Here is a 12,497-nt window from a genome sequence, read left to right as displayed (position 1 = left end):
CCTTATTGTGATGCAATTAATTATTTAAAAAGTATATTTGAAATTCATACTTGATTTTTGTTAGCAGGTTTTTGTTAACAAAAAAGTGACTAAAAATACTGTTTGCTACACATTTTCTTCAAAAAATCGTTTTATAATTATTTTCAATTAAAGGTTACTTTGTATTGTGAGGGGATTAAAATGAGCAAAAAAGAAGAAAGAATTAAACGATTTGAGGAAAATTTAACTGAAGAACAGAGAGAAAACATGAAAGGTGTTGCCAAAATTGCTGAGTCAAATAAGGGTAACTTCTTCCAATCAATTTCTTTCCAAAACCTATTAGTTTACGGCATTATTTTAGTTGCCTTCATTGTTTATGCTATTGTTTCAAATCAGGCAATGAATAGTGTAAAGTCACAAGCGCTTGTGGCTAGTGAAAATGAATTAATATGTTCACAGGAAGCAGCTACATTAAAACAGGATATTATTCATATTTCTGCTGAAATAAACAAGAATCTTGGTCAAATGGAAGCTGGAACTGTTATGACAGAGGCTGATTTTGCAGACATGGATTCATATGTTTCGGATATAGATGGACATCTTAAGTATATGGATGACTGCCTTTTGGTTTCAAATCTACCTGATGGACCAGATAGAGTTGCCTCATTGAGATCTAGTGTAGAAGCTTTTGTTGAAACAGCCGTTAATATGAGATCATCTATTCTTGCGGGGGATATTGCTTCGGCAATTCAGTATGTGTCAACGGATTACGGTACTCAGCTTGGAGCTTGTTATGCTTCTCTAGACTCAATAGATGAAGGTATCAACTCATTGAGTGATGGCTTTGGTACATATTTAACAGGATATATTAAACAACAGTCATTCAAGGGCTACGTTGTTATGGCTATCGTTGTTATTATTATCATCTGTGGTTTCGCACTTACATTTTTTAGAATCAATAAAGCTATTCTTGGTATATCTTATGAATTACAGGAAATTATTAATAACATTAATAAGGGCAAGGGTAATCTTACTGCTCGTATTACTACAAAAACCAAGACTGAGCTGGCTATGATATCGGATGGTATCAACCAATTCCTTGAGACACTTCAGGGCGTTATCAAAGACGTTAAGGACGGCGCTTCTATATTAACTACATCTGCCGATAGCATGGTTACTAAAATTCAGAGCGCATCAGATAATGTTACAAATACATCGGCAGCTATGGAAGAGCTTGCTGCTTCAATGGAAAATGTTTCGACTACAGCAGTTGATTTAAATGACAAGGTATTTGAAGTTAGAGAGGCTACAAATGCTATAGATGCCGAAGCAAAAGAAGGCGCTTCTAAAGCAAATGAAATCAAAATGGCAGCTGATGAAATTAAGAAAGAAGCAACTGAGAAGAAGGATAACACTGGAGCTAAGATGGAAGAGTTATCTAAAGTTCTCGAGGTTTCTGTAAAAGAATCCGAGCAGGTTAACCAAATTGGTGATTTGACAAACGAGATTCTAGACATTGCCAGCCAGACAAACTTGCTTGCTCTTAATGCGTCTATCGAAGCTGCCAGAGCTGGTGAGGCTGGAAAGGGATTTGCTGTTGTAGCTGATGAGATTAGTAAGCTTGCAGCAAACTCAAGAGATACAGCTGGAAATATTCAGGAAATTTCCGCTAAGGTTACAGCGGCTGTTAAAACACTTTCAGATAATGCGGTTCAAGTTATTGAATTCATCAATGAAAATGTTTTGGCTGATTATGATGCCTTCGTAGAAACTGGATCTAAATTTGAAGATACAGCTACAATGATTGATGAAATGTTGGCTACATTCTCAGACAAGGCTGACAATCTAAACAATGTAATGAATGAGATGGCTGACAGAATTGAGACTATTTCTAATTCTGTAAATGAAAGCTCTAATGCAATAGGAATGTCTGCACAGGCTGCTACAGAAATTGTAGGTGAAATTCAAGGCATCAATGAAGCTATGGATCAAAATAATGATGTTACAAAACAACTTAATGCTAGCACCCAGAAATTTGAAATAGTATAATCCCTATTTGACAGTACCTCCTAGTATGTATATACTAGGAGGTACTTTAATGCTTTTAAGCGATAAAGCGAATGGAGGAAAAAAATAATGAAAAAAGAAATATCCAAGCTTTTAGAGGTAAGAGAAAGTGTGAGAGTTGTTGATGCAACTCTTCGCGACGGAGGTCTAGTAAATGACTTTTATTTTACAGATGAATTTGCTAAAGCTCTTTATCTTACAAATGTAAAGGCTGGAGTTGACTATATGGAGATGGGATACAGAGCTGATAAGGAGCAGTTTGACGTGGACAAATTTGGTCCATGGAAATTCTCGTCTGATGATGATATTCGCAAAATTGTTGGTGAAAATGATACAGATTTAAAAATAGCTATTATGGCCGATGTAGGACGATGCAATTACATGGAGGATATCCGTCCAAAGGATGAGAGCCCTGTTGATTTAATACGTGTGGCTACATATTTACATCAGTTGCCTGGCGCAGTTCAGATGATTGAAGATGCATATAAAAAAGGCTACGAGACTACATGTAATATCATGGCTATTTCTACTGCATCAATGGAAGACATCAAATCGGCTCTTGATATTGTTTGCCAGACACCAATTTCATGTATTTATATAGTTGATAGCTATGGTTCGCTTTATCCAGAACAGACAGAGCGTATTGCTGATATGTACTATGAGATTGCTAATAAATATGGCAAAAAAGTTGGTATGCATGCACACGATAATCAAAAGCTTGCATTCGCAAATACGATAGAAGCCTGCGGTGATATGGTTGATTATCTTGATGCAACATACTGCAGCATGGGACGTGGAGCAGGCAATTGCGCAATGGAATTACTCCTTGGTTTCCTTAAAAATCCTAAATATAAGGAACGCTATGCAATTAAATTCATTGAAGACTACATGCTTCCATTAAAGGAACAGGGCATTGTTTGGGGATACGATATGCAGTACCTTACAACAGGCCTTTTGAATCAACATCCACGTACAGCTATTGAATTTACAAAGCAGGGACGCAAGGATTATTTCGCATTCTATCAGGAAATGCAAAACATCGATTAATTTTCTATACATTTGTGGCAGAATCGTGTTATTATATCAAAGGGAAAATAATTGATAACAGGAGTTGTAACAAATAGTTATGATTAATATAATCTTGACAGACAGACAGACAGACAGACAGACAGACAGACAGACAGACAGACAGACTAGCTTAATCTTTGGCTATAACTATACATATTTTAAGCAACACTTTAGGAATACCCTAAGGTGTTGCTTTTTTTGTTGTAAAAAATGAATCGGGAAATGGTTTGATAAATGAAAAGGTTTTTGGAAATTATACTTGGTGTATCGCTTATTGTTGCCTTGGCGATGCTTTTTGTGTGGATTTTTAATGATGGAAAAAATGAGCAGAAAAAGGAAGTAGATACGGCTGTATCAGAAGATATAGAAAAAGAAGAGACGATAGAGTCTACATCAGAAGACAGTAATAGTGAATACAAAATCGTAATTGATGCAGGTCATCAAGGTTCTCCTAGTTTAGAAAAAGAGCCAATAGGTCCAGGTGCATCTGAGACAAAGCCAAAGGTAGCTGCAGGAACAAAAGGAGTATCCACGGGTGTATATGAGTATGAGCTAACGCTTGAGATTTCTCTACAGCTACGAGATGAATTGGAATCAAGAGGCTATCAGGTAATCATGATTAGAGAGTCTAATGATGTTGATATATCTAATTCTGAGAGGGCTCAGATTGCAAATGAAGCAAATGCAGACGCCTTTATTAGGATTCATGCAAACGGTTCAGAAAATAGCGCTGACACAGGGGCTATGACTATTTGCCAGACGATGGATAATCCTTATAATGGCGCTATTTATCAACAATGTTACGACTTATCAGAATGTGTTTTGGATTCGTATGTTGATTCTACAGGTTGCAATCGAGAATACGTCTGGGAGACAGACACCATGAGCGGTATCAACTGGTGCCAGGTGCCAGTTACTATAGTAGAAATGGGATATATGACAAATCCCGACGAAGATGAAATTATGCAAACTCCAGAATATCAGGAAAAAATTGTTCAGGGGATTGCTAATGGAATAGATGATTATTTTGAAAAGGAGAATGAAAATGGCGACTAATCAAACCCAAGTAGCAAGCAAAATTATGGAAGGGGAACAAACTTTAGCAAGGATTGATGCATCAGTAAAAGCGTTAGAAGCAATAATTGGAAAAAAGTATGTAGAAAAACATTTGGATGATGAGGCAATTGAGGCTGACTATAAGGAAGAGTTTGCTAGAATCACTGAATTGCTGGCTCAAAAAGAAGAAACAGAAGTGAAGATTCTTGCTTTCAAGGGAAAGAGAAAATGTGATTCCTGCAAGTCTGTAATTGAGTTAAATAGCATGTTCTGCAATAGATGCGGTACAAAGTTGGAACAGCTTGATTTTGAAAGAATCATTGGTGGACAGATATGTTCAAGATGCGGAGCAATAGTCGGAACAGATGTTAAATTCTGCACAAATTGCGGAAATCAAATAATAAAGTAAAGGTAGGAGGATGATATATGTATTGCGTAGCATGTGGAAAAGAAATTGAGAATGGATTAAAGTTTTGTCCTTATTGTGGACAGACTCAAGAGGAGAAGAAGGAAGCTAATGCATCTTATGAAAATGTGACAACTGAAAGAGCAGAAAACGCATCTGCTCCGGTTAATGCACCTGAGACTGTGGTTATGGCAAGCGACTCTGATGTGTTTGTAGATGCTGACGAACAAAAGATAGATGCCCTTGGAAATGGTTGGGTAAAAAATCTTGTATTATCCCACGGAATAAAGAATAATTCTTTGATGCTTTCAAATAAGAGATTGTATTTTCAGGGAAAGTCTTTGAAGAAAGGGAAAATTGTCAAATGTGAGCAGGTAGTTAATGTAGAGGATGTTTCTGGGGGTACTATAGAAAGTATTAGTCCTTTTAAATCGTTGATTATTTGGGGGGCAATATTAGTTTATGTGTTTGCAGATTATCTTAGAGCTTTTGGACATCAGGAATGGATTGATTATCATTATACATTTTTTAATGAAATAATATTAGGAGAATTATTTGGCTTTAATGGGAATGGTGATGTGGGAAGCATGAAGGTTACGTATACTTGGGTCATAATTATTTTGATTTCTATTATCGTATTAACATTCTTTTTAAAAAGAAAATCGTATTTGAAAATAGATTATTCTGGTGGAGAAATTCTATTTGAACTAAATGCATCAAACAAACATAAAGCATCAGGTTTTATGAAAAAACTTAATAAAATTAAGGATAAACGTCGAGCAGAGCTAGGCAGTAAATAAAATTTTGGAGGATGATATATGTACTGTAAAAAATGTGGAAAGCAGTATCCAAATGATGTCAAGTTCTGTGGAGACTGCGGTGTGCCATTAGAGGAAGATGTTGTTGCATCAAAGCATTTTCCGTTTAAAATAGTTATTCCCGTTGTGGCTGCTGTGTTGGCGGTCGCAGTTGGCGTAGGTGCATTTTTCTTTATCAAAAAGGGAGATGAAACTGATAAAAAAGATGAAACTACAGTAACTGATGAAGTTACCTATGAGCAAGAGATTTCTTCTACAAATGAGCTTGCAGATTTGATTGCAAGTCTAAATAGCAGTGACTATGAAATGGCTACAATTGATGTATTTGCCGAGAATTATTCTCCAGCGGACAAGGATGAGAATGCGGTTTGGGATCCAATTTTGTTCTACGCACTAGAGGGTTACGAAGATAATAGCGGATACATCAGCAAAAACAACTGCGATCTTATCAGAAAGCAGCTAAGAAATGCGTCTACTGGAAATATAATCCAGTATGAAATTTATATTAACCCTAATTCAGGCAAGCCTAATAAAATTGTAAGCATTGAAAATGTGGAATCTGGAATTGATGTCATGGAGTACTATTTCACTGATGACAGCAAAATTAATTTCATTTTTATGTATTCTACTGACAATTATGTGACCACCTATGCCACACCAGACAAGGATGGTCAGAGATTCTTGTTTAATAATGATTCATTGTGCACTTGGCGATTCATTCAGGATGGAGAAATTGCAAACTTTGTCTGCGGTCAAAATGAGGCTGACCGCCTAAAAGATAGCTATCATTCTAATCAGATTTACAAATATTCTGACTTAAATGATGAGCAGAAAAATCAGGTGGATACCTACGAAAAACAGATGATTAATGCTGCATACAATACTTTGAATACAGTAATGGCGGCAGATGGAATTGCTACTATTTCAGGTATGGCAGTTGATTCAAATGGTAATGCTCTTGCAAATGCTACAGTTGATTTGTTTGGTGATGATTTTAGCACAGAGCTTTTCAGTTGTACTACAGATGATACTGGTGCATACAATATTTTAGTCCCTGTATCTGACTACAATTATAATATTACTGTAAGTTTAGATGGATGTTTGGCTTGTAGTATTTTTGACATTCTCATTAATGCAACAAATATAGAGGCTTATCCAGATACTGCATATTTAGTGCCTCAGTCAGATTCTGACGCGGAGGTACAACTGACCCTTGGAGATGCTGCAAATTATGCTGATGATGGGGAGACCCTCAAGCGCTTATCAAATGCAGTTATAAATGTAAGAGCTGGTATCAACAACAAGCTTGGGGACATTCTATACACCTTTAATTCAGACGAAAATGGTTACAGCGCAATGTCTGTAAAGGCTGGTGTTTACACTATCGAAGTCCAGGCTACTGGTTACGAGAGCATGTATTACACTATTGTTTCCAATCCTACAGTTGGTACTTCAAGCTATTCCTTCTATGCAGCGCCTGAGCTTGCCGAAGGACAGCTGGCAGTGGTACTCACCTGGGGCGAGACTCCTAACGATTTGGATTCTCATCTATTCACCTCATCAGGAAGTGACACTCAGCAGGTTTGGTATTCCAACAGATCCGACGATTATGGCAACTGGCTTGACGTGGATGATACTTCTTCCTATGGCCCTGAAACAATTACTATCAGCCAGTTTGATACATCAAAATATTACAAATACTGTGTAGTAGACTTTTCAAACTCAAGCGCTGGCAATTCCTACTCTACCGAAATGTCATACTCTGGAGCCAATGTCAGCGTCTACAACAGCAATGGACTTATCGCATCCTACAACATGCCTAAGAACGTAAACGCCTTGGTTTGGGAGGTATTCGAAATTCGAAACGGCGTAGTTTCGCCTATACAGCGTTGCTACAATAATAACTCTGTGGAGAATAATTATTGGTGGGATGGTAATGACGATTCCGCTTGGGCACAGGCGTATTATGATTTTTTGAATAGTAAGACAGAGGAAGAGTGGGTTCTGGACAATATAGATGCTTTTAATTATGTTGATATCTCACTTTGTTTTTATTCAGAGAATGAGGCTCCCTTTTTAATTTTTAAATTTGTTGGTAGTGAAAGAGATTACAAAAATGATAATTATAATTATGCTAGTTATTATTGTTATGCTTATGATTCTCAGCAGGGGGTATCTCAAGTGTATCATACTAATTCAAGGTGGAGCGAGAGCGAGTACGAACACTCGTTGGGAACAGTAGATATTGACGGGAAGAAATATATAGGCTTTGCGGAAGATGATGATGTATTTCTGAATCTGATTGAGGGGAATAAAATTAATCAGAAAACTTACTTTTTTTCTAACATGACAGATACTTATCTAGCTTATACAGAGAATGAAATAGATAGCGACGAGAATTTTATTTCAAAATATGAAGATATAAGAAATAATTTTGTAAAATGTGATTTTGGTCCCTTTGAAGAGATGAATTTTATTCTTCAGAATTATTGATAGTCTTGTTATATGAAAACAATGCTTTGTTTAATCTCAAAGAGGTAATAATTATTATAACAGGGAAAGGGAAAAATTATATGGATATAATAACTAATTATAATAATTCAAGTTCAGTTGCAGAAGCAAATGCAACAACAACTTATAATGAGATTAAGGCGTATAGTGAGGAACAGAGGCGAATAGCAATTGCAATCCTTAAGGGGAAAATGGCTGATTATGAAATATATAATGATTTAATAACTCTTTTAGGATGGGTTGTTACGATTGTTGCTTCTTCAGCAATCAATAATCTGAAGTCTGCAATTGGTGTAGCGTGTACTATTGCTGCTTTATGGGGAATATGGTGCTTAGTATGTAAAGAAAAAATTAGAGTTATAAAATCGTTGCTTGCTATTATTGAACAAACAATGGAATAATGTTTCAATGGCTTATAGTTCTGCAATAACAGAGCTATAAGCTTTTTTCTATTGAAATAAAACATTGACAACATATCCAATGGTTACTATAATACATATTATCGGTGTGCAACAAAATTGTATGATAGATTACATTTTGTGATAATATATATCTAATAGGAGGTGTATTTTATGTTACCACAAGAAACACTAGATAAATTAGATTCATTATCTCAAGAAAAAATGAATGCTGTGATAAATTTTATAGATCAGTTGACTGCTTCTACTGATGCATTAGATGTTTTTGATGCTTTATGCGAAGATGGCTCAAAGAATCCTTTGTCAGAGCAAGAAATAAATGATTTTGTGTCTGAGGTTAGAAAAGAGAGACGATGCTAGTTGTTGTAGATACTAATATACTTGTGAGTGCAATAAAAAGTAAATTAGATAGAGATAATCCTACTAAATCGCAGAGATTAATTATGGATATTATTTCAGGCAATCATACAATTGTTATTTCTACACCGATATTACGCGAATATGAGGATGTTTTGTCCAGACCATATCTAAAGCTGAATCCTATTTTAGTTGAAAGATTTTTGGCGTTTATAAAAATTAATTCAATATGGATTGAGCCTCTACCAACGAAGAAGCACGAAGTTGATATGGTTGATGAGGATGATAGAGCCTTTTTTGATGCAGCTAAGTGTATGAATGCAAAACTTGTTACTGGAAATTTAAAACATTATCCAGTACATGAACTGCGCACATCTCTAGATGAATTATATGGAGAGGAATAAAATGAGTCGGGGTGAAATATATGCAAAAATGGGAAGAGGAAGCCATCATAAGAGCTGAAGGCAAGGCTGAAGGCTTTGAGGAAGGCATAGAAAAAGGCATACAAAAAGGTAAGGAAAATACAATCCTTAATAATATTACCCAATTAATGAACAACTTGAAACTTACGTCAGACCAAGCCATGGAAGCTCTAGGCATTCCAAAAGCAGACTACAAAAAATACGCAGATAAACTTTAAACTGCGTTATTACACTAAATAAATTATGCCGCAACATCAGTTGCGGCATTAATAAATTGGTTCAGTTTTTAATCAACTTTTACATCTAGCAATTTTGTAGCATAAACAGCAATCCTCTTTATCTGGGCATCATCTAAATTAGATAGCCTTTTCACTAAATCAAAAAATGTAGGATTGTTATTTTTATCTATTACGATTTTATCAGGCGCAATTTCATCAGTTTTTCCAGTAAGATAATCCACTGACGTCCCGAAGCATTGTGCAATAACCTCTAATGTTTGCACTGATGGAGTCCTTTCGCCGTATTCATACCTACTGTAGCCGATTTTTGATAAATTCAATCGGCGAGAGGCCTCAGCCTTTGTAATGCCAAGCTGTTCTCTAGCGGCAGTGATGCGTTCTGAAATAATGTTATCTGACATAAATAATCTCCTAAACGAAAGATATTTGTTAAGCAGCTTTTAAAAGCCAAATCTATCAATAGCTATTTTACAGCATTTATAACTATATCGGCAATATTAGCCCATGTATGTCGAGTTGTTGCAATCTCAAATCCATTTTGAGCTATTTTTTGGAGATTTCCAAGGTCATTAAGAGCATCGTCCACCTTTTGAGCTGCAGCATCAATATCAGATAATTCATAAAAAAGAATGTTTTCCATATCTGAATACTCACTACGTAAAAGCGTAGTAGGGTCAGTTAATGATACGGCACCATTTAGCTGGGCGGAGAATACTCTGTCGTGACTGCCGGCTTTAAAGTTGGGCTGTATGTTAACGGAAATTTTCGACTTCGCAAATACGGTAAAAGTAAGGTTAAATGGAATCTCTCGATGTATAGTGGCATGCTTTAATTTTAATTCTTCCCAAAGAGCTCCAAATAGCTGAGTTTCATGGCCACAGTTATCAATTGCTTCCACAAGCTTTTTCCTATTTATGCATCGTATATACGTATCTGCAAGATAAAATATTTGAGTATGTAGAGGCTTGTCTGAATTGATGTAGTCATAGAATTCATTTGCTGCAAGCCTATCAACAGCGTCTTCAATGGTAAGAGAGCTGTCGTGCTTCATCATATCTATAAGTTCATATACATTTTCCTTTACTAAATCAGGAAGCTTATCTATGGCAGTTTCGATTCTGGTAGGAGAAGTGTAGGTTCCAGAAAAAATAATGTCATAAGGACGTTTTTCCCAATTGTCCCACTCAACATTTTCCTTGCCAAAGGCTAATTCTCCTGTCATAGGAGTTACCGTAACTGATTTGATATGAGGGTAGTATTTTAGAATGTAATCACGATGTATTGAATCAAGGCAGACAACATGAAAATTCTGCAATTTGTGCTTGAGGGTATCGTGGTGATATAGAGGATGGTCCAAAATAATATCAAAAAATGGAGCATCTATATGATCTAGAAAGAATGAATCATCATCCATTAGAGCCCGAGGTAAATCGGAATTAAAATCGAAAACGGCGTCATATTTTGCACCAACGAATTTTTCTAAATCATCTAAGGAATCTTCGTCGACCTTAAAATAATCTACCTGGTGGCCAAGTGATGACAATGCACTTCCCAAGGAATCACCAAAATATAGATATGAATTATAGCAAACAGTTTTCATTTCAAAGATTAAAAACTTCATAAACTCCCCCAATAGAAAACACAATAGACATTGATATTTAATAGAATTTTAACATACTTTTTTATCACTATGTTATACTTTTACATATACAGATAAGAGGAGAATGGTATGATTAAAGCAGCAGCCTACAATTGTGAACCACTACAAAATCCATTCATATTTGACCAGGTTTATGACATGATAAGTCCTCAGCGCAGGGCTCATGTTGACGAGGCCAAAACTCTTAAGGGAAAGTGCGAGCGTTTAGGCGCTGCACATCTTTTAGAAAAGCTTTTATGGGAAAACCATATTCAAAGACCTTACGTTTATTCAACAACATCCCAAGGTAAACCAATCTTTTTACAACCGAAAAATGTAGATTTTAGTATTTCTCACTCTAATTTTTTCGCTGTTGCAGCGATTTCTGACAAGCCGGTGGGAATTGATGTTGAGCGCATTAGACCTTACGACAAGGATTTAGTTCAGCGTTTCTTTACAAAGTATGATTTGGAATTTTTAGAATCTGTAAAGCAAAATGAGGTAAATAAAAAATTTACCGAGGTTTGGACCTTCAAGGAAGCTACTTGTAAAATGATGGACAGACCGTTGATGCAGATTCTGCAGTGGATTGATTATAGCGAGTATTGCGACTGTGAAAAGGGCAAAACTGAATGGACTAAGCAAGGTTTTGAGTTTAGAGATTTTTATATCACTCTTTGTTACCAGGATAAACGACAGCCAATACAAATGGGGTTGTATAATCCTTACGATGGAAAATACTATTAAAAGCATATTTAACACGGAGCTCCTTTATTTAGGAGCTCTATTTTGTAGTGTTTTAGATGAGTTGGTAGGCATCGAGCTCTTAGAATTCTTAAGCGAGGCGTTTTGCCGAGCAGAGAATTACTAAGGCTTATATCCGTGACCAACGGAATTAAATTTACTCTAAATTTTCTGTTGACATTGGAGCATAGTGTGATAGAATTTCAATAACAGTTTTATACTGTAAATCATTAAAGTGGTAAAATTTTTGTGTTAGGAGCAAATGTTATGGAGTCTAAAAAGGTTCTATCTATCTTAGTTGAGAACACACCAGGTCTCACAAGCCGCATTTCAGGCTTATTTTCTCGTAGAGGATACAATATTGATAGTTTCTCGGCAGGAGTAACTGCTGATCCTAGATATACAAGAGTTACTATCGTTACTCATGGTGATGATATGATTCTTGAGCAAATTGAAAAGCAGGTTTCAAAGCTCACTGAGGTTGTTGATCTCAAGGTATTAGAGCATGGCCTATCTGTAAAGAGAGAGCTTATGCTTGTTAAAATCGCAGCTACAAGCATGGAAAGACAGGATGTACTTACTATTGTAGAGATTTTCCATGGAAAAGTTGTAGATGTTACTCATGATTCTATGATACTTGAGCTTACAGGAAATCAGGACAAACTCGAAGCGTTCTTAGATATGCTTGGAGCATACGACATCTTAGAGTTAGCACGTACAGGAGTTACAGGACTTACACGTGGAACAGATGATGTTGTTATTCTTTAAATCG

14 protein-coding genes are annotated in these 12,497 nt (G+C 36.1%); 12 read left to right on the top strand and 2 right to left on the bottom strand.

What is annotated here, in order from left to right; genetic code table 11:
• Positions 1-180: 180 nt before the first annotated feature.
• From E7276_RS11145 to E7276_RS11100, 10 genes are all read left to right on the top strand, one after another.
• On the top strand, positions 181-2,028 hold the full coding sequence (locus E7276_RS11145) for a methyl-accepting chemotaxis protein (RefSeq protein ID WP_294217559.1): 1,848 nt from the start codon (positions 181-183) through the stop codon (positions 2,026-2,028).
• 87 nt (positions 2,029-2,115) lie between these two features.
• Positions 2,116-3,093 (top strand): aldolase catalytic domain-containing protein, encoded by a 978-nt coding sequence (locus E7276_RS11140; protein WP_294217557.1) that lies wholly within the window; start codon positions 2,116-2,118, stop codon positions 3,091-3,093.
• Positions 3,094-3,348: 255 nt separating this feature from the next.
• The gene (locus E7276_RS11135) at positions 3,349-4,170 is read left to right on the top strand and encodes an N-acetylmuramoyl-L-alanine amidase (protein ID WP_294217555.1); all 822 of its coding nucleotides are present in this window, start codon (positions 3,349-3,351) and stop codon (positions 4,168-4,170) included.
• Positions 4,160-4,579, top strand: coding sequence for a zinc ribbon domain-containing protein (locus tag E7276_RS11130; RefSeq protein WP_294217553.1), 420 nt, complete (start codon positions 4,160-4,162; stop codon positions 4,577-4,579). The genes E7276_RS11135 and E7276_RS11130 overlap by 11 nt, the downstream gene beginning before the upstream one ends.
• 17 nt (positions 4,580-4,596) lie before the next feature.
• Positions 4,597-5,376 carry a zinc ribbon domain-containing protein gene (locus E7276_RS11125; protein ID WP_294217551.1) on the top strand — a complete coding sequence of 260 codons (780 nt, stop codon included), beginning with the start codon at positions 4,597-4,599 and terminating at the stop codon, positions 5,374-5,376.
• Between the two features lie 18 nt (positions 5,377-5,394).
• Positions 5,395-7,887, top strand: coding sequence for a hypothetical protein (locus tag E7276_RS11120; protein ID WP_294217547.1), 2,493 nt, complete (start codon positions 5,395-5,397; stop codon positions 7,885-7,887).
• An 80-nt stretch (positions 7,888-7,967) separates the two neighbouring features.
• Entirely contained in the window at positions 7,968-8,306 is a 339-nt protein-coding gene (locus E7276_RS11115) for a hypothetical protein (protein ID WP_294217545.1), read from the top strand.
• A 171-nt stretch (positions 8,307-8,477) separates the two neighbouring features.
• Positions 8,478-8,684, top strand: coding sequence for a hypothetical protein (locus tag E7276_RS11110; RefSeq protein ID WP_294217544.1), 207 nt, complete (start codon positions 8,478-8,480; stop codon positions 8,682-8,684).
• Positions 8,678-9,085: a PIN domain-containing protein gene (locus E7276_RS11105; RefSeq protein ID WP_294217540.1), complete on the top strand. Its 408-nt coding sequence runs from the start codon at positions 8,678-8,680 to the stop codon at positions 9,083-9,085. Before E7276_RS11110 ends, E7276_RS11105 begins: the two co-directional genes overlap by 7 nt.
• Positions 9,086-9,105: 20 nt before the next feature.
• Positions 9,106-9,321 (top strand): hypothetical protein, encoded by a 216-nt coding sequence (locus tag E7276_RS11100; protein ID WP_294217538.1) that lies wholly within the window; start codon positions 9,106-9,108, stop codon positions 9,319-9,321.
• A 68-nt stretch (positions 9,322-9,389) separates the two neighbouring features.
• Here the strand turns inward: E7276_RS11100 and E7276_RS11095 are convergent, their stop codons facing one another.
• Positions 9,390-9,743 (bottom strand): helix-turn-helix domain-containing protein, encoded by a 354-nt coding sequence (locus tag E7276_RS11095; protein ID WP_294217536.1) that lies wholly within the window; start codon positions 9,741-9,743, stop codon positions 9,390-9,392.
• A gap of 62 nt (positions 9,744-9,805) precedes the next feature.
• Positions 9,806-10,963, bottom strand: coding sequence for a glycosyltransferase family protein (locus E7276_RS11090; protein ID WP_294217532.1), 1,158 nt, complete (start codon positions 10,961-10,963; stop codon positions 9,806-9,808).
• A gap of 108 nt (positions 10,964-11,071) precedes the next feature.
• Between E7276_RS11090 and E7276_RS11085 the strand changes: the two genes are divergently transcribed.
• Together E7276_RS11085 and ilvN are read left to right on the top strand one after the other, a co-directional pair.
• Complete coding sequence (locus E7276_RS11085) at positions 11,072-11,728, top strand: 4'-phosphopantetheinyl transferase family protein (protein WP_294217529.1); 657 nt, start codon at positions 11,072-11,074, stop codon at positions 11,726-11,728.
• Between the two features lie 264 nt (positions 11,729-11,992).
• Complete coding sequence (gene ilvN / locus E7276_RS11080) at positions 11,993-12,493, top strand: acetolactate synthase small subunit (RefSeq protein ID WP_294217527.1); 501 nt, start codon at positions 11,993-11,995, stop codon at positions 12,491-12,493.
• Positions 12,494-12,497 lie beyond the last annotated feature (4 nt).

The organism is Pseudobutyrivibrio sp., assembly GCF_015057185.1.
GTDB lineage: Bacteria > Bacillota > Clostridia > Lachnospirales > Lachnospiraceae > Pseudobutyrivibrio.
Note: the sequence above shows the minus strand (reverse complement) of the source record. Positions and strands in the feature narration are given on the sequence as shown.

Coding starts and splice junctions, on each gene's coding strand:
- E7276_RS11090 (WP_294217532.1), bottom strand. CDS start 10,963: ATGAAGTTTTTAATCTTTGAAATGAAAACTGTTTGCTATAATTCATAT.
- E7276_RS11095 (WP_294217536.1), bottom strand. CDS start 9,743: ATGTCAGATAACATTATTTCAGAACGCATCACTGCCGCTAGAGAACAG.
- E7276_RS11135 (WP_294217555.1), top strand. CDS start 3,349: ATGAAAAGGTTTTTGGAAATTATACTTGGTGTATCGCTTATTGTTGCC.
- E7276_RS11105 (WP_294217540.1), top strand. CDS start 8,678: ATGCTAGTTGTTGTAGATACTAATATACTTGTGAGTGCAATAAAAAGT.
- ilvN (WP_294217527.1), top strand. CDS start 11,993: ATGGAGTCTAAAAAGGTTCTATCTATCTTAGTTGAGAACACACCAGGT.
- E7276_RS11100 (WP_294217538.1), top strand. CDS start 9,106: ATGCAAAAATGGGAAGAGGAAGCCATCATAAGAGCTGAAGGCAAGGCT.
- E7276_RS11140 (WP_294217557.1), top strand. CDS start 2,116: ATGAAAAAAGAAATATCCAAGCTTTTAGAGGTAAGAGAAAGTGTGAGA.
- E7276_RS11130 (WP_294217553.1), top strand. CDS start 4,160: ATGGCGACTAATCAAACCCAAGTAGCAAGCAAAATTATGGAAGGGGAA.
- E7276_RS11125 (WP_294217551.1), top strand. CDS start 4,597: ATGTATTGCGTAGCATGTGGAAAAGAAATTGAGAATGGATTAAAGTTT.
- E7276_RS11085 (WP_294217529.1), top strand. CDS start 11,072: ATGATTAAAGCAGCAGCCTACAATTGTGAACCACTACAAAATCCATTC.
- E7276_RS11110 (WP_294217544.1), top strand. CDS start 8,478: ATGTTACCACAAGAAACACTAGATAAATTAGATTCATTATCTCAAGAA.
- E7276_RS11115 (WP_294217545.1), top strand. CDS start 7,968: ATGGATATAATAACTAATTATAATAATTCAAGTTCAGTTGCAGAAGCA.
- E7276_RS11145 (WP_294217559.1), top strand. CDS start 181: ATGAGCAAAAAAGAAGAAAGAATTAAACGATTTGAGGAAAATTTAACT.
- E7276_RS11120 (WP_294217547.1), top strand. CDS start 5,395: ATGTACTGTAAAAAATGTGGAAAGCAGTATCCAAATGATGTCAAGTTC.